This is a genomic window from Enterobacter cloacae (assembly GCF_011078175.1).
GTDB classification, from domain to species: domain Bacteria; phylum Pseudomonadota; class Gammaproteobacteria; order Enterobacterales; family Enterobacteriaceae; genus Enterobacter; species Enterobacter cloacae_Q.
The window spans coordinates 1-16,929 of the sequence record NZ_JAALCJ010000007.1 but is presented as its reverse complement, the minus strand read 5'-3'; the positions used below and the strand labels follow the sequence as shown (position 1 = coordinate 16,929).

At 54.5% G+C, this 16,929-nt stretch carries 14 protein-coding genes and 5 tRNA genes; 15 read left to right on the top strand and 4 right to left on the bottom strand.

Going from position 1 to position 16,929, the window contains the following annotated elements:
- Positions 1-73 precede the first annotated feature (73 nt).
- Positions 74-736, bottom strand: a complete 663-nt coding sequence (locus G6Q29_RS15610) for an OmpA family lipoprotein (RefSeq protein WP_165466334.1) — start codon at positions 734-736, stop codon at positions 74-76.
- A 122-nt stretch (positions 737-858) separates the two neighbouring features.
- Here G6Q29_RS15610 and G6Q29_RS15605 point away from each other — a divergent pair, with 122 nt between their 5' ends.
- Entirely contained in the window at positions 859-3,228 is a 2,370-nt protein-coding gene (locus G6Q29_RS15605; protein WP_165466333.1) for a molybdopterin guanine dinucleotide-containing S/N-oxide reductase, read from the top strand.
- Here G6Q29_RS15605 and G6Q29_RS15600 read toward each other — a convergent pair.
- Positions 3,191-3,637 carry an N-acetyltransferase gene (locus G6Q29_RS15600; RefSeq protein ID WP_165466332.1) on the bottom strand — a complete coding sequence of 149 codons (447 nt, stop codon included), beginning with the start codon at positions 3,635-3,637 and terminating at the stop codon, positions 3,191-3,193. The two genes, G6Q29_RS15605 and G6Q29_RS15600, sit on opposite strands and share 38 nt — an antisense overlap.
- Positions 3,615-4,196, bottom strand: a complete 582-nt coding sequence (gene tag / locus G6Q29_RS15595) for a DNA-3-methyladenine glycosylase I (protein WP_165466331.1) — start codon at positions 4,194-4,196, stop codon at positions 3,615-3,617. Before tag ends, G6Q29_RS15600 begins: the two co-directional genes overlap by 23 nt.
- A 159-nt stretch (positions 4,197-4,355) precedes the next feature.
- On the opposite strand from tag, the gene G6Q29_RS15590 reads away from it, so the two are divergent.
- The 9 genes from G6Q29_RS15590 (at position 4,356) to dppF (ending at position 14,765) form a co-directional block, all read left to right on the top strand.
- Complete coding sequence (locus G6Q29_RS15590; RefSeq protein WP_165466330.1) at positions 4,356-4,898, top strand: lipase; 543 nt, start codon at positions 4,356-4,358, stop codon at positions 4,896-4,898.
- A gap of 236 nt (positions 4,899-5,134) precedes the next feature.
- Positions 5,135-6,337, top strand: a complete 1,203-nt coding sequence (locus G6Q29_RS15585) for an L-lactate MFS transporter (RefSeq protein WP_165466329.1) — start codon at positions 5,135-5,137, stop codon at positions 6,335-6,337.
- Positions 6,338-6,574: 237 nt separating this feature from the next.
- Positions 6,575-8,269 carry a kdo(2)-lipid A phosphoethanolamine 7''-transferase gene (gene eptB, locus G6Q29_RS15580; RefSeq protein WP_165466328.1) on the top strand — a complete coding sequence of 565 codons (1,695 nt, stop codon included), beginning with the start codon at positions 6,575-6,577 and terminating at the stop codon, positions 8,267-8,269.
- 91 nt (positions 8,270-8,360) lie between these two features.
- Positions 8,361-8,437 (top strand) — tRNA-Pro (locus tag G6Q29_RS15575).
- A 621-nt stretch (positions 8,438-9,058) separates the two neighbouring features.
- A complete protein-coding gene (gene dppA, locus G6Q29_RS15570) occupies positions 9,059-10,666 on the top strand; it encodes a dipeptide ABC transporter periplasmic-binding protein DppA (RefSeq protein ID WP_006177809.1) in 1,608 nt (535 codons plus the stop codon).
- 163 nt (positions 10,667-10,829) lie between these two features.
- On the top strand, positions 10,830-11,849 hold the full coding sequence (gene dppB / locus G6Q29_RS15565) for a dipeptide ABC transporter permease DppB (protein ID WP_006810536.1): 1,020 nt from the start codon (positions 10,830-10,832) through the stop codon (positions 11,847-11,849).
- A gap of 9 nt (positions 11,850-11,858) precedes the next feature.
- Positions 11,859-12,761: a dipeptide ABC transporter permease DppC gene (gene dppC, locus G6Q29_RS15560; protein WP_045338310.1), complete on the top strand. Its 903-nt coding sequence runs from the start codon at positions 11,859-11,861 to the stop codon at positions 12,759-12,761.
- A gap of 10 nt (positions 12,762-12,771) precedes the next feature.
- Positions 12,772-13,755, top strand: a complete 984-nt coding sequence (gene dppD / locus G6Q29_RS15555; RefSeq protein WP_045342709.1) for a dipeptide ABC transporter ATP-binding protein — start codon at positions 12,772-12,774, stop codon at positions 13,753-13,755.
- Positions 13,752-14,765: a dipeptide ABC transporter ATP-binding subunit DppF gene (gene dppF, locus G6Q29_RS15550; RefSeq protein ID WP_165466327.1), complete on the top strand. Its 1,014-nt coding sequence runs from the start codon at positions 13,752-13,754 to the stop codon at positions 14,763-14,765. The genes dppD and dppF overlap by 4 nt, the downstream gene beginning before the upstream one ends.
- 42 nt (positions 14,766-14,807) lie before the next feature.
- Here the strand turns inward: dppF and coaA are convergent, their stop codons facing one another.
- On the bottom strand, positions 14,808-15,758 hold the full coding sequence (coaA, locus tag G6Q29_RS15545; protein ID WP_165466326.1) for a type I pantothenate kinase: 951 nt from the start codon (positions 15,756-15,758) through the stop codon (positions 14,808-14,810).
- Positions 15,759-16,074: 316 nt separating this feature from the next.
- Between coaA and G6Q29_RS15540 the strand changes: the two genes are divergently transcribed.
- The 5 genes from G6Q29_RS15540 to G6Q29_RS15520 all read left to right on the top strand — a co-directional run.
- Positions 16,075-16,150, top strand: a tRNA-Thr gene (locus tag G6Q29_RS15540).
- An 8-nt stretch (positions 16,151-16,158) separates the two neighbouring features.
- Positions 16,159-16,243: transfer RNA gene (locus tag G6Q29_RS15535), tRNA-Tyr, on the top strand.
- Positions 16,244-16,359: 116 nt separating this feature from the next.
- A tRNA-Gly gene (locus tag G6Q29_RS15530) sits at positions 16,360-16,434 on the top strand.
- A 6-nt stretch (positions 16,435-16,440) separates the two neighbouring features.
- Positions 16,441-16,516 (top strand) — tRNA-Thr (locus G6Q29_RS15525).
- Between the two features lie 119 nt (positions 16,517-16,635).
- Positions 16,636-16,929 (top strand): GTP-binding protein (locus tag G6Q29_RS15520; RefSeq protein WP_000031685.1); only part of this gene is annotated, 294 nt, incomplete at its 3' end.

Below are 16,929 nucleotides of genomic sequence, written 5' to 3'. Positions count from 1 at the left end.
CACCCCAACCCTCTCCCGAGGGAGAGGGTGCAACCACTAAAAACGGCAACGAGCGTTGCCGTTTTACTTTTACCTACTGAATTGGACTCAAAGTGATCTCTACGCGACGGTTCTGCGCTTTACCTTCCGCCGTGCTGTTGCTCGCGATCGGGTTAGCCGGACCCATCCCGCTGGTGCGGATGCGGTTCGCTTCTACGCCCTGGACGATCAGCGAGCTGGCTACGGAATCAGCGCGCTGCTGTGACAGACGCATGTTCAAATCGTGGCTGCCGGTGCTGTCGGTGTAGCCAATCACGTTCACAGCAGTTTTGTTGTACTCTTTCAGCACCGCGGCTACGCCGGTCAGGGTATTCGCGCCTGCTGGTTTCAGCGTCGCGCTGCTGCTGTCAAAGGTCACGTTGTTTGGCATGTTCAGGATGATGTTGTCACCGCTGCGCGTCACGCTCACGCCCGTACCTTTCATTTTGTCACGCAGTTTCGCTTCCTGCACATCCATGTAATAACCCACGCCGCCGCCCAGGGCTGCCCCTGCCGCTGCGCCAATCAGCGCGCCTTTGCCGCGATCTTTCTTGGAGGAGGAGAGGGCGCCAACACCTGCGCCAACCAGAGAACCAATACCCGCGCCAATGCCGGATTTACCCGCTTCGCGTTCGCCGGTGTAAGGGTTGGTTGTGCAGCCTGAAACAGCCAGTGCACCGCTCACCAGAGCGGCAATAACGAGTACGCGTTTTTTCATCTTATTTCCTTAATCCTTTTTATTCTTTGCCACGACGGGCGTGGCAGTGGATTATGACGTCCGGATACGGAGAAAATTCCATAGATAACTCTGAAATTTGTCACAAACAATAAACTGCCCCAATGAAAGGCCGTAACACCTGCACGCAACCAGGAGCGCACGCTTTGAGCACCTCAACAAAAACCATTCTGACCGCCGCCCACTGGGGGCCGATGCTGGTCGAAACCGATGGCGATAGAGTGCTGTCGTCTCGCGGGGCTTTGCCTTCGCGCCATCTCAACTCTTTACAGACCGTGGTTCGCGATCAGGTACACAGCAAAACCCGTGTACGCTGGCCAATGGTGCGTAAAGGCTTTCTGGCGTCGCCGGATAAACCGCAGGGCATTCGCGGGCAGGATGAGTTCGTCCGCGTGAGCTGGGATGACGCGCTGGCACTGATCCATACGCAGCATAAACGCATTCGCGACAGCTATGGCCCGTCGTCCATTTTTGCCGGCTCCTATGGCTGGCGCTCGAACGGCGTGCTGCATAAGGCCGCAACCCTACTGCAACGCTATATGAGCCTGGCCGGGGGCTATACCGGCCATCTGGGTGATTACTCGACCGGCGCGGCGCAGGCGATCATGCCTTACGTCGTGGGCGGCAATGAGGTTTATCAGCAGCAGACAAGCTGGCCGCTGGTGCTGGAGCATGCGGAGGTGGTGGTGCTCTGGAGCGCCAATCCGCTCAATACCCTGAAAATTGCCTGGAATGCATCCGACGAGCAGGGCGTTTCCTACTTTGATGCGCTGCGCAAAAGCGGCAAGCGCATCATCTGTATCGATCCGATGCGTTCTGAAACGCTGGATTTCTTCGGCGACAGCGCCGAGTGGATCGCGCCGCATATGGGTACCGACGTGGCGATGATGCTGGGTATCGCCCACACCCTGGTGGAGAACGGCTGGCACGATACGGAATTTCTGGCTCGCTGCACTACGGGCTTCGACAAATTTGCCGACTACCTGACGGGTCAAACCGACGGTATCGCCAAAACCGCAGAGTGGGCTGCGGAGATTTGCGGCGTTGATGCTGCTAAAATCCGCGAACTGGCGGCGTTATTCCATAGCCATGTCACGATGCTCATGTCAGGCTGGGGAATGCAGCGCCAGCAGTTTGGCGAGCAGAAGCACTGGATGCTGGTGACGCTCGCCGCGATGCTCGGGCAGATTGGCACCCCCGGCGGCGGTTTTGGCCTTTCCTATCACTTTGCTAACGGCGGCAATCCGACGCGTAAAGCGGCGGTACTGGCTTCCATGCAGGGCTCGGTGCAGGGTGGCGTGGACGCAGTGGATAAAATTCCTGTGGCACGAATTGTTGAAGCGCTGGAGAACCCAGGCGGGTTTTATCAGCACAACGGTCAGGATCGCCATTTCCCGGATATTAAGTTTGTCTGGTGGGCGGGTGGAGCCAACTTCACCCATCACCAGGATACCAACCGCCTGATCCGTGCCTGGCAAAAACCGGAGCTGGTGGTGATCTCGGAGTGCTTCTGGACCGCGTCAGCCAAACATGCCGACATCGTGTTGCCCGCCACGACCTCGTTCGAGCGTAACGATCTCACGATGACCGGAGATTACAGCAATCAGCATATGGTGCCGATGCAGCGCGTCGTGGCTCCCCGGGATGAAGCGCGGGATGATTTTGACGTTTTTGCCGACCTGAGTGAAATGTGGGAAGCGGGCGGGCGCGAGCGTTTCACCGAGGGTAAAACGGATCTGCAATGGCTGGAAACATTTTACCAGATTGCCAGCCAGCGCGGGGCTGCACAGGGCGTGACGTTGCCGCCATTTGCTGAATTCTGGGAAGCAAACCAACTCTTCGAAATGCCCGAAAGCGAGCAGAACGCGCGGTTTGTACGCTTCGCTGATTTTCGTCGCGATCCGGAGAATTACCCGTTAAAAACAGAAAGCGGAAAGATTGTGATCTATAGCGAACGTATCGCCAGCTATGGCTACGCGGACTGTCCACCGCATCCGGCATGGCTGGAGCCGGATGAATGGCATGGCAATGCGCAGCCGGGGCAGCTTCAGCTGCTGTCTGCCCACCCTGCCCATCGTCTGCACAGCCAGCTAAACTATTCGGCTCTGCGCGAGCAGTATGCGGTGGCCGATCGTGAGCCGATTGCGCTGAACAGCGATGACGCAAAAGCGCGGGGGATTAACCACGGCGATCTCGTCCGGGTCTGGAACGCCCGCGGACAGGTGCTGGCAGGCGCCGTGGTGAGTGACGGGATCCGCCCTGGCGTTTTCTGCATTCATCAGGGCGCATGGCCTGATCTGGCGCTGGGCGAGGGCGGTATTTGTAAGAACGGCGCCGTAAACGTACTGACTAAAGATCTCCCCAGCTCGAAGCTGGGGAATGGCTGCGCGGGGAATACGGCGCTGGCATGGGTGGAGAAATATGAAGGGCCGGCGCTTACGCTGACGGCGTTTGATCCGCCTGCCAGCTCATGATCCACGTCGGGTGTTGGGTATCGTCCTGCCAGGCGCTGTCTTCAATGCGAAAACCCTGAGCATGATAGAAATTCACCGCCCGCACGTTTTTCTGGTACACCTCCAGGGTTAAATACGGGTAGTGCTGCTGAACGTGGTTCAGCAGCGCACGCCCGATCCCCTTTCCGATGTGTGTCGGGGCAACAAACAATGCCCCCACGAACTGGAACTGCATAACGCTGATAAAACCGCACAGGGTACCGTTTTCCTCCCATACCCAAGTCTGGGCGGCAGGAAGGTAATCATCCCGCACTACCGCTTCATTCCTTTGCCAGTAACTTGCGTCGATAAACGGATGCGCCTCGGTGGTGCTTTCCAGCCACAGACTCAAAAGCGGAGCGGTGTTCTCACTTTGCCATTTGCGGATCATGGTGGCCCTCCGGATGGCAGAAGCAGCCTGTAATGTGATCATTGACCAGCCCGCAGGCCTGCATAAAGGAGTAACAGATGGTGGTGCCAACAAACTTAAAACCGCGTTTTTTCAGCGCTTTCGACAGGGCATCTGAGGCGGGAGTCGAGGTTGGGATATCTGCAAGCGTGGCGGCCTGTGTTACCTTCGGTTCGTTATCCACAAACGACCAGACAAATGCTGAGAAGGGTTCGCCGTTTTGCTCCATCGCCAGATAAGCACGCGCGTTACCCATAATGGCCTGAATTTTACCGCGATGGCGAATAATACCGGTATCCAGAACCAGTCTTTCCACATCTTCATCGGTCATGGCGGCAACCGCTACAGGATCGAAATGGTGGAAGGCTTTGCGGTAGTTTTCACGCTTTTTCAGAACGGTGATCCACGACAGTCCGGCCTGCTGGCCTTCAAGGCAAATCATTTCAAACAGTTTTTTACCGTCGGTTTCCGGTACGCCCCATTCCTTGTCGTGATAATCGATATAAAGCTGATCCTGGCTTACCCAGCCGCAACGTTGCATAGGTTATCCCCCTTCCTGATACGGTAACGCAAAAATTTCAATCTGCCCGGCTTGACGTGCCTGTTAAAGAGACAATAGTTAATACAGGGCTATATGCCCTAATACCTCTTCGAACAATGACATATATTGCCGAATTCGGCTCTTTCTGGAGTCGCTTTTATGATGTTTTCAAAAATCAGTGGTCGCCATGCTGCTTCTGGCCTGGTGGGTGCATCAGCCTGCCTGCTTCTTTGTAACACCGCTTTTGCGTGGCAACAGGAATATATCGTTTCAGATGCACAAAATAATACGACGGAACGCTATACCTGGGACGCCGATCACCAACCTCGATATGAAGATATTCTCGCGGAGCGTATAAACCGCTCGCAGAATAGTGCGGGGTTTGCCCTGAGCGATTCCTCCGGTTCGGATGCGGAAACCGTTCTGAGCGTTGGCTGGAATTTTTCCATAGCAGGACATTTCACCACCGGACCCGTAATGGCGTGGCGCACGGATGGCACGCCCCCCGCACCAGTGAATGCGTTTGGTGATACCACCTCCACGCAGTCGCTTACCGATCCCCTCTGGCATGCCAACGTGAACTCGTTGGGGTGGCGTGTCGATACGCAGTATGGTGAGTTACACCCCTGGGCGAAGATAAGCTATAACCAGCAGTCGGAGGAAGAGTATTTGTACACCCTGGGATTAAGCGCCAAATTTTAGGATTGTTACTTTTTTAAACGTTGCGGTAACAGATTTAATACAATAACGGCGAAGCCTGTAGCGATAGTGCTCACTCACTTTTAAGCTTTTTCTTTTCCGGCAAGGTCATTCATTCCTGCTTCCAGGCATTTCATTCCGTTTCTCCTGCATTTCATGCCGTTTTACCCCTGGCGTTTTAGGGTTTTGTTTATCGTGTCCTCAGCGAATTTCCTTAATTTATCTTGCAGGACACTGCCATGAATACATCAACTTATAACCGCACGCGCTGGCTTACGCTATTTGGCACCATCGTTACCCAGTTTGCACTGGGCTCGGTCTATACCTGGAGCCTGTTCAACAGCGCCCTGTCTGATAAGATCGGCGCGCCGATAAGCCAGGTGGCGTTCTCCTTTGGCTTGCTGAGTCTTGGGCTGGCAATTTCCTCTTCCGTGGCGGGCAAACTTCAGGAGCGTTTCGGCGTGAAGCGTGTGACCATGGCCTCCGGGATCCTGCTGGGCGTGGGCTTCTTTCTGACGGCACATTCTAACAATCTGATGATGCTGTGGCTGAGCGCCGGAGTGCTGGTGGGACTGGCGGACGGCGCGGGTTACCTGCTGACGCTGTCTAACTGCGTGAAGTGGTTCCCGGAGCGTAAAGGACTTATCTCTGCGTTTGCCATTGGTTCGTATGGCCTGGGCAGCCTCGGGTTCAAATTCATCGATGCGCATCTGCTGGCCTCGGTGGGGCTTGAGAAAACCTTTATGATCTGGGGCGTGATTGTGCTGGTGATGATCCTCTTCGGCGCAACGCTGATGAAAGATGCCCCGCAGCAGGAAGTAAAAACCGTAAACGGCGTAGTGGAGAATGATTTCACCCTCGCACAGTCCATGCGTAAACCGCAGTACTGGATGCTGGCGGTGATGTTCCTGACGGCCTGCATGAGCGGGCTGTATGTCATCGGTGTGGCGAAGGATATTGCGCAGGGCATGGTAAAGCTGGACGCGGCGACGGCGGCGAACGCGGTAACAGTCATTTCCATCGCTAACCTTTCGGGTCGTCTGGTACTGGGTATTCTGTCTGACAAAATTGCCCGGATCCGCGTGATTACGCTGGGGCAGGTCATTTCGCTGGTAGGGATGGCGGCGCTGCTGTTCGCTCCGCTCAACGAGGCGACATTCTTTGCGGCAATTGCCTGCGTAGCGTTTAACTTTGGCGGCACCATTACCGTCTTCCCGTCACTGGTGAGCGAGTTCTTTGGCCTGAACAACCTGGCGAAAAACTACGGCGTGATTTATCTCGGCTTCGGTATTGGCAGTATTTGCGGGTCGCTGATTGCCTCGCTGTTCGGCGGCTTCTATGTGACCTTCTGCGTGATATTTGCCCTGTTGATTATTTCTCTGGCGCTGTCCACCACGATTCGTCAGCCGCAGCGCGAGGTATATAAAGAAGCACATGCATGATTCTGTAAAAGGGGCCGCAGGGCCTCTTTTTTTTATCGCAATTTCACTTCCGGACTTGTTATTTTGTAAAAATCTTCAACGATCACATTCTCTGCTGCCACTTTTCGTCCTCGCTGTGGTCTACTTATCGCGCTTGTAGACGTTTCTGATAACGGTTTCTCTTGCACCTACTTACTCTGTCTGCTTTCTCAACGAGATTCGGCGGGTCTTTATACCCCTTCCCCCAGGGTTGTTTGCATGAAATATATTAGATCTCTTACCCAGCAAAGATTATGTCTGATGCTGGCTGTCTATATCGGTTTGTTTCTGAATGGCGCGGTGCTGTTCAGAAGAGTGGAAGGTTATTTTGAAAACCTCACCGTAAGAAATGGGATTTTCGCCGCGATTGAAGTGTTTGGTTCTGTACTGGCCACTTTCTTCCTGTTACGCCTGCTTTCTCTCTTTGGCCGCCGCACATGGCAAATTCTGGCCTCGCTGGTGGTGATTATCTCCGCCGCCGCCAGTTATTACATGACGTTCATGAACGTGGTCATTGGCTACGGTATTGTGGCTTCGGTGATGACCACGGATATTGACCTCTCGAAAGAGGTGGTGGGACAAGGGTTCATCATCTGGACGATCCTGACCTGCCTGGTTCCGCTCTTCTTTATCTGGAGTAATACCTGCCGCTATACCCTGTTACGCCAGCTGCGCACTCGCGGGCAGCGCATTCGCAACGTCGCCGTCGTTCTCCTGGCGGGTCTGCTGGTGTGGGCGCCGATTCGCCTGATGGAAAAACAGCAAAAACGCATCGAAAAAGCGACGGGTGTGGATATGCCAAGCTACGGCGGCGTGGTGGCTAACTCGTATCTGCCCTCTAACTGGCTGTCCGCGTTAGGACTTTATGCCTGGGCACAGGCGGACGAGTCCAGCGATGTAAAATCGCTGATTAACCCAACCAAAAAGTTCACCTACCAGGCTCCGGCTGACGGACTGGATGATACTTACGTGGTCTTTGTTATCGGCGAAACGACGCGCTGGGATCATATGGGTCTTCTCGGTTATGACCGCGATACCACCCCGAAGCTGGCGCAGGAAAAAAATCTGGTGGCTTACCGCGGCTACTCCTGCGATACCGCCACGAAGCTCTCGTTGCGCTGTATGTTTGTGCGTGAGGGCGGTGCGAGTGATAATCCTCAGCGCACTCTCAAAGAGCAAAACGTGTTTGCTGTTCTGAAGCAGCTTGGATTTACCTCCGATCTGTTCGCCATGCAAAGTGAGATGTGGTTTTACACCAACACCATGGCGGATAACATCGCCTACCGCGAGCAGATTGGCGCCGAGCCGCGTAACCGCGGAAAGAACGTTGATGACATGCTGCTGCTCTCTGAGATGGAACAGTCGCTGAAAAACCATCCGCAGGGTAAGCACCTTATTGTTCTGCATACCAAAGGGTCACACTACAGCTACTATCAGCGTTATACGCGCGATTTCGCCAAATGGACGCCTGAGTGCGTCGGCATTAACAAGAACTGTAGCAAGCAGGAGCTGGTCAATGCCTATGATAACTCGATTCTGTATGTGGATACCTTCCTCAGCCGGGTGATCGACCAGCTTCGCGATAAGAAGGCGATTGTGATCTACGCGGCCGACCACGGCGAGTCCATCAACGAGAAAGAGCATTTACACGGTACGCCGCGTAAGCTGGCTCCGCCAGAACAGTTCCGCGTGCCGATGATCATGTGGATGTCGGATAAGTACCTGGAAAACCCGGACAAAGCCAAAATGTTTGCCCATCTGAAGCAGCAGGCAGAGATCAAGGTACCGCGCCGTCACGTTGAGCTGTACGACACCATTATGGGCTGTCTCGGCTATACCTCACCGAACGGTGGGATTAACGAAAATAACAACTGGTGTAAACTCCCTGATAACACCACAAAAGCCGCGCAGTAGCTGGTCTGGCGAGAATATCGCCAGTTGAATGGCTTTTTGAAAATAAGGGATTGACGGGGGCGCACCTCAGCAGTAAGATGCGCTCCGCATTCGGCGAGTAGCGCAGCTTGGTAGCGCAACTGGTTTGGGACCAGTGGGTCGGAGGTTCGAATCCTCTCTCGCCGACCACATTCTAAAAAGGGCTAACCGCAAGGTTAGCCCTTTTTGCATTAACGCGTTACCCCGCACGAGTCCTCAAAATACCCCTTAGCCCTGCTTCCCCCTGCCTGCTTGCGGTTTTGTGACATAATCCATTGTATTTTTTTATATATAGTGTGATCTTTTTTCGCGTTGCTTATGGATTACCTCAGCATTTTTCGCTGTGCGTTTTAACGTTCGCGGTATTTAGTGCTCAGATAATCACCATTCTGTAAGAAAATTTACCCATTCTGAATAAAACTTAATCACTGAGTGTTGCGAAATATGAAGATAATTGTGCTGCGTCATGGCGAGTAGCATAAATTTCTCTGCTGAAAACTAACGTTCAGGGTTTTTTTAATCTTTGTTTGCGGTTTCTCACACTCCACGTAAATCCCCGCCACCTGTATTGACGTTTTCACATTCTGTTGACAGATTGTAGGGCACGAGGGGCATTTCAGGGAGGATCTGCGCTGCAACTCAAACGCTCTTCTGAAAGGATTCTCTATCCCTTTTAACGCCTTCGGGCATCTCCGACCGGACCGGGTAAAAAATAAATAAAGGTCAGGCGGCGTAACACAACAAAGCAAAACATCACATTGGAGCACAATAATGAGTATTTCCTTGAAGAAGTCAGGGATGCTGAAGCTTGGTCTGAGCCTGGTGGCCATGACCGTCGCAGCAAGCGTACAGGCAAAAACCCTGGTTTACTGTTCTGAAGGCTCTCCGGAAGGCTTTAACCCACAGCTCTTTACCTCTGGTACCACTTACGACGCAAGCTCTGTACCGATCTATAACCGTCTGGTTGAATTTAAAACCGGCACCACGGAAGTGATTCCTGGCCTGGCTGAGAAGTGGGATGTCAGCGAAGACGGTAAAACCTATACCTTCCACCTGCGCCAGGGCGTGAAGTGGCAGGACAGCAAAGAATTTAAACCTACGCGCGACTTTAACGCCGACGACGTTGTGTTCTCCTTCGACCGTCAGAAAAATGCCCAGAACCCGTACCATAAAGTGTCTGGCGGCAGCTATGAATACTTCGAAGGGATGGGGCTGCCAGACCTGATCGCTGAAGTGAAAAAAGTGGACGATAAAACCGTTCAGTTTGTGCTGACGCGTCCGGAAGCGCCATTCCTGGCTGACCTGGCAATGGACTTCGCCTCTATTCTCTCTAAAGAGTACGCGGACAATATGCTGAAAGCCGGCACGCCGGAAAAAGTGGACCTGAACCCAATCGGTACCGGCCCGTTCCAGCTGCTTCAGTACCAGAAAGATTCCCGTATTCTGTATAAAGCCTTCCCGGGCTACTGGGGTACCAAGCCGCAGATCGACCGCCTGGTCTTCTCCATCACGCCTGACGCCTCCGTGCGTTACGCAAAATTGCAGAAAAACGAATGTCAGGTGATGCCGTATCCAAACCCGGCTGACATTGCTCGCATGAAGCAGGACAAAAATATCAATCTGCTGGAACAGGCAGGTCTGAACGTAGGTTATCTCTCCTTCAACACCGAGAAGAAACCGTTCGATGACGTGAAAGTGCGTCAGGCGCTGACCTACGCGGTGAACAAAGAAGCGATCATCAAAGCCGTTTACCAGGGCGCAGGCGTTGCGGCCAAGAACCTGATCCCACCAACCATGTGGGGCTATAACGACGACATCAAGGACTACACCTACGATCCTGAGAAAGCGAAAGCGCTGCTGAAAGAAGCCGGTCAGGACAAAGGCTTCACCGTTGAGCTGTGGGCGATGCCGGTACAGCGTCCTTACAACCCGAACGCCCGTCGTATGGCGGAAATGGTCCAGGCTGACTGGGCGAAGATTGGCGTACAGGCCAAGATTGTGACCTACGAGTGGGGCGAGTACCTGAAGCGCGCCAAAGCGGGTGAACATCAGGCGGTCATGATGGGTTGGACCGGTGACAACGGGGATCCGGACAACTTCTTCGCGACCCTGTTCAGCTGCGCGGCAGCGAAAGATGGTTCCAACTATTCTCGCTGGTGCTACAAGCCGTTTGAAGACCTGATCCAACCGGCGCGTGCGACCGACGATCACAACAAACGTATCGAACTGTACAAGCAAGCTCAGGTTGTCATGCACGATCAGGCTCCGGCGCTGATTGTTGCTCACTCCACCGTGTACGAGCCAGTGCGTAAAGAAGTGAAAGGCTACGTGGTTGATCCACTGGGCAAACACCACTTCGAAAACGTGTCTGTTGAATAATAAGTAGGGTGTTCTCCCTCTCTCTCTCTGGGAGAGGGCAGGGGTGAGGGGCGTGCATGCATCCCCTCACCCTAACCCTCTCCCGAAGGGAGAGGGAATTTACATTTGTGAGCAATACAGACGTCACGCCACAGGGCGTGCGTCATCAGAGAGAATCCGGGTTATGTTGCAGTTCATCCTCCGACGTCTGGGACTGGTTATCCCGACGTTTATCGGTATCACCCTTCTCACTTTTGCCTTCGTCCATATGATCCCGGGTGACCCGGTAATGATTATGGCGGGCGAGCGTGGTATCTCCCCTGAACGTCATGCGCAACTGCTGGCTGAACTCGGCCTTGATAAGCCGATGTGGCAGCAGTACCTCCACTATATCTGGGGGGTGTTACACGGCGATTTAGGGATTTCACTGAAAAGCCGTCTTCCGGTGTGGGACGAGTTCGTACCGCGTTTTAAAGCGACGCTGGAACTCGGTATTTGCGCCATGATCTTCGCGACCGCGGTGGGTATTCCCGTTGGCGTACTGGCTGCCGTTAAGCGTGGCTCTATTTTCGACCACACCGCCGTTGGCCTGGCGCTGACCGGTTACTCCATGCCTATCTTTTGGTGGGGCATGATGCTGATCATGCTGGTCTCGGTGCAGTGGAACCTGACGCCGGTCTCCGGTCGCGTCAGCGATATGGTCTTCCTGGACGACACCAACCCGTTAACCGGCTTTATGCTGATTGATACGGCGATCTGGGGCGAAGAGGGCAACTTCATTGATGCGGTTGCGCACATGATCCTGCCTGCCATGGTGCTGGGCACCATCCCTCTGGCGGTGATCGTGCGTATGACCCGTTCTTCCATGCTGGAAGTGCTGGGCGAAGATTATATTCGTACTGCCCGCGCCAAAGGCCTGACCCGTATGCGCGTCATCATCATTCATGCCCTGCGCAACGCCATGCTGCCGGTAGTGACCGTTATCGGTTTGCAGGTGGGGACGTTGCTGGCGGGGGCGATTCTGACCGAAACCATCTTCTCCTGGCCGGGTCTTGGACGCTGGTTGATTGATGCGCTGCAACGCCGTGACTATCCGGTTGTGCAGGGTGGTGTACTGCTGGTCGCGACGATGATTATCCTCGTCAACCTGCTGGTCGATTTGCTGTACGGCGTGGTGAACCCGCGTATTCGTCATAAGAAGTAAGGGGCCATCATGTCACAAGTTACTCAAAATAAAGTGGTCACCGCACCGGTGCCAATGACGCCGATGCAGGAGTTCTGGCACTACTTCAAGCGCAACAAAGGCGCGGTCGTCGGGCTGGTGTATGTTTCCATCATGATCCTGATTGCGGTGTTTGCGAACTTCCTTGCGCCGTATAACCCGGCGGATCAGTTCCGCGATGCGCTGCTGGCACCTCCTGCATGGCAGGACGGTGGAAGCCTGGCGCACCTGCTGGGCACCGACGACGTGGGCCGCGATGTGCTGTCGCGCCTGATGTACGGCGCACGCCTGTCGCTGCTGGTTGGCTGCCTCGTTGTCGTACTGTCGCTGATCATGGGGATCGTACTCGGCCTGGTGGCGGGCTATTTCGGCGGCATCGTTGATAACATCATCATGCGCGTCGTCGACATTATGCTGGCATTGCCAAGCCTGCTGCTGGCGCTGGTGCTGGTGGCGATCTTTGGCCCGTCGATTGGTAACGCCGCGCTGGCGCTGACGTTTGTTGCGCTACCGCACTATGTGCGTCTGACCCGTGCGGCGGTGCTGGTGGAGGTTAACCGCGATTACGTTACCGCCTCCCGCGTGGCGGGTGCCGGTGCGATGCGCCAGATGTTTATCAATATCTTCCCAAACTGTCTTGCGCCGCTGATTGTCCAGGCGTCGCTCGGTTTCTCTAACGCCATTCTTGATATGGCCGCTCTTGGCTTCCTTGGCATGGGTGCGCAGCCGCCAACACCGGAGTGGGGCACCATGCTCTCCGACGTGTTGCAGTTCGCGCAAAGCGCCTGGTGGGTCGTCACCTTCCCGGGTCTGGCGATTCTGCTGACGGTGCTGGCATTTAACCTGATGGGTGATGGTCTGCGTGATGCACTTGATCCCAAACTGAAGCAGTAAGAGGCACGAGATGGCGTTATTAAATGTAGATAAATTATCCGTGCACTTTGGCGACGAAGGCACACCGTTTCGCGCCGTGGACCGTATTAGCTATAGCGTTAATCAGGGCGAAGTGGTTGGGATTGTAGGAGAGTCGGGCTCCGGTAAGTCTGTGAGTTCGCTGGCGATTATGGGGCTGATTGACTACCCCGGCCGCGTGATGGCGGAAAATCTGGAGTTCAACGGTCAGGATCTGAAGCGCATTTCCGAAAAACAGCGCCGCCAGCTGGTGGGCGCGGAAGTGGCGATGATCTTCCAGGACCCCATGACCAGCCTGAACCCGTGCTACACCGTAGGTTTCCAGATTATGGAAGCGATTAAGGTGCATCAGGGCGGCAACAAGAAAACCCGTCGTCAGCGTGCGATCGATCTGCTGACGCAGGTGGGTATTCCCGATCCGGCATCGCGTCTGGACGTTTACCCGCATCAGCTCTCCGGCGGGATGAGCCAGCGCGTGATGATCGCCATGGCGATTGCCTGTCGGCCAAAATTGCTGATTGCGGATGAACCAACAACCGCGCTGGACGTGACCATCCAGGCGCAAATCATCGAGCTGCTGCTGGAGTTGCAGCAGAAAGAGAATATGGCGCTGGTGCTGATTACGCACGACCTGGCGCTGGTGGCGGAAGCGGCACACAAAATCATCGTGATGTACGCGGGTCAGGTGGTGGAGACCGGAAGTTCGCACGATATCTTCCGCGCGCCACGTCATCCGTATACGCAGGCACTGCTGCGCGCGCTGCCGGAGTTTGCTCAGGACAAAGCGCGTCTGGCGTCGCTGCCGGGCGTGGTTCCGGGTAAATATGACCGTCCGCAGGGCTGCCTGCTGAATCCGCGCTGCCCGTATGCCACGGATAAATGCCGAGCCGAGGAGCCAGAGCTGAATCTGCTGGCCGATGGTCGGCAGTCAAAATGCCACTACCCACTCGATGATGCCGGGAGGCCAACACTATGAGTACGCACCAGGCCACCACGCAACAGCCGCTGTTGCAGGCTATCGACCTGAAAAAACATTACCCGGTGAAGAAGGGGATCTTTGCCCCTGAGCGCCTGGTGAAAGCGCTGGACGGCGTCTCCTTTAGCCTTGAACGCGGTAAAACGCTGGCGGTCGTCGGGGAGTCGGGCTGTGGAAAATCCACGCTGGGCCGTCTGCTGACGATGATCGAAACGCCAACCGGCGGCGAGCTTTACTATCAGGGCCAGGATCTGCTCAAGCACGATCCGCAGGCGCAGAAGCTGCGTCGCCAGAAAATCCAGATTGTGTTCCAGAACCCGTACGGTTCTTTAAACCCGCGTAAAAAAGTGGGGCAGATTCTGGAAGAGCCGCTGCTGATTAACAGCAATCTGAGCAAAGAGCAGCGTCGTGAAAAAGCGCTGGCGATGATGGCGAAGGTGGGGCTTAAAACCGAGCATTACGATCGCTACCCGCATATGTTCTCTGGCGGTCAGCGTCAGCGTATTGCCATCGCTCGTGGGCTGATGCTTGACCCGGACGTGGTGATTGCCGATGAGCCGGTCTCAGCGCTTGACGTGTCCGTTCGCGCGCAGGTGCTTAACCTGATGATGGATTTACAGCAGGATCTGGGACTGTCGTACGTCTTCATCTCCCATGACTTGTCCGTGGTTGAGCACATTGCCGATGAGGTGATGGTGATGTATCTGGGACGCTGCGTGGAGAAGGGGACGAAAGATCAGATCTTTACTAACCCGCGTCATCCGTATACGCAGGCGCTGCTGTCTGCAACGCCAAGACTGAAGCCGGATGACCGACGTGAGCGTATCAAGCTGACCGGCGAGCTGCCGAGCCCGCTGAACCCGCCGCCGGGCTGCGCGTTCAACGCCCGCTGCCGTCGCCGCTTCGGCCCGTGCACGCAGTTGCAGCCACAGCTGAAGGATTATGACGGACAGCTGGTGGCCTGCTTCGCGGTCGATCAGGATGAAAACGGCGAAAAGCCGCATGCATAAAGAAAAAAACCGGCGATAAGCCGGTTTTTTTACGTCTGAGGTCTACTTCCGCAAACGAATCTGGTCAACGGCGTGTTTCTCACTCTTGGTGAGGATCAGGCTTGCACGTTCGCGCGTCGGCAGGATGTTCTCTTTGAGGTTGACGTAGTTGATCTCATTCCACAGCCCGGTCGCCACGCTGATAGCCTCTTCTTCAGAGAGCTGGGCGTAGTTGTGGAAGTAGGAATCCGGGTCGGTGAACGCGCCTTCGCGGAACTTCAGGAAGCGGTTGATATACCAGCGTTGCAGCAGATCTTCCGGTGCATCGACATAAATTGAGAAATCGACGAAGTCAGAGACAAACACGTGATGCGGATCGTGAGGATAATCCATCCCGCTTTGCAGAACGTTTAAGCCTTCCAGAATCAGGATGTCGGGCTGCACAACCGTTTTGTCGCCATCCGGGATACGGTCGTAAATCAGATGCGAGTAAACCGGTGCGGTGACGTTAGGCACGCCCGATTTTAAATCAGAGACAAACTTCACCAGGCGGTGCATATCATAAGAGAGCGGGAAGCCCTTCTTCTTCATCAGGCCGCGTTCTTTTAACACCTCGTTGGGATGCAGGAAGCCGTCGGTGGTGATCAACTCCACGCTGCGGTGTTCCGGCCAGCGGCTCAGCAGCGCCTGTAGCACGCGCGCGGTAGTACTTTTACCCACTGCCACGCTGCCCGCAATACTGATGATATAAGGAATACGTTGACCGTTCGTGCCGAGGAACTGTTCCAGAACGGCCTGACGACGCAAGTTGGAGCTAATATAGAAGTTAAGCAAGCGAGAGAGGGGGAGATAGATTTCTGCCACCTCTTCCAGGGAGAGATCTTCGTTTATCCCTTTTAGCCTTGCGATTTCACCTTCCGTCAGCGTCATAGGGACGGAGTCACGCAGGGCTGCCCACTGGCTACGGTTAAACTGAAGATAGGGCGTCATTAACGTTTGCTCTTTTTTGCTCATAAGCATGCTTCTGTGAACCATCACGAAACGGCAGGTGCGGGCTCATCACATAGTTAATTTTGGACAATGGGCAGGAGGTTAACACCAGATGAGAGGAATAATAAGAAAAAATATGGGAAGCGATGCTTAACCGGGCAGGCATTGCCTGGCGCTATAGCGTGCCGAAATCGGATGTTCGTGTTGAATTTTTAACCGCGAGCGGATGAATTTACAGCGGTTACCCCTGGTTTCGAATAAAATGTGAGCGAAAGAACGTTTTATGCAATTTTTTAGTTGCATGACTGCGCAGGTCTCCATAGAATGCGCGCTACTTGATGCCGACTTAGCTCAGTAGGTAGAGCAACTGACTTGTAATCAGTAGGTCACCAGTTCGATTCCGGTAGTCGGCACCATCAAGTCCGGTGGGGTTCCCGAGCGGCCAAAGGGAGCAGACTGTAAATCTGCCGTCACAGACTTCGAAGGTTCGAATCCTTCCCCCACCACCACTTTCTGGCAGCGTCAACGCCGCCAGAGCTGGTTGGAAAAATTGACCAGCTCGAACAGAAAAGAGAGAAATCTCTTTTTTTGTTACAGAAAGAACTGGGTAGCCGAGTTTCAGGATGCGGGCATCGTATAATGGCTATTACCTCAGCCTTCCAAGCTGATGATGCGGGTTCGATTCCCGCTGCCCGCTCCAATACGTGCTGATATGGCTCAGTTGGTAGAGCGCACCCTTGGTAAGGGTGAGGTCCCCAGTTCGACTCTGGGTATCAGCACCACTTCACTTCTCCCTCCCATTTCTCTCTGTTTCAATGTAAATGTATTCAACAGTTCAGGCATTTTCGCCTGGTTGATGTGGTGATATCACCGATTTATCCGTGTCTTAGAGGGACAATCGATGTCTAAAGAAAAGTTTGAACGTACAAAACCGCACGTTAACGTCGGTACTATCGGCCACGTTGACCATGGTAAAACAACGCTGACCGCTGCAATCACTACCGTACTGGCTAAAACCTACGGCGGTGCTGCTCGTGCTTTCGACCAGATCGATAATGCACCAGAAGAAAAAGCTCGTGGTATCACCATCAACACCTCTCACGTTGAGTATGACACCCCGACTCGCCACTACGCACACGTAGACTGCCCGGGCCACGCCGACTATGTTAAAAACATGATCACCGGTGCTGCGCAG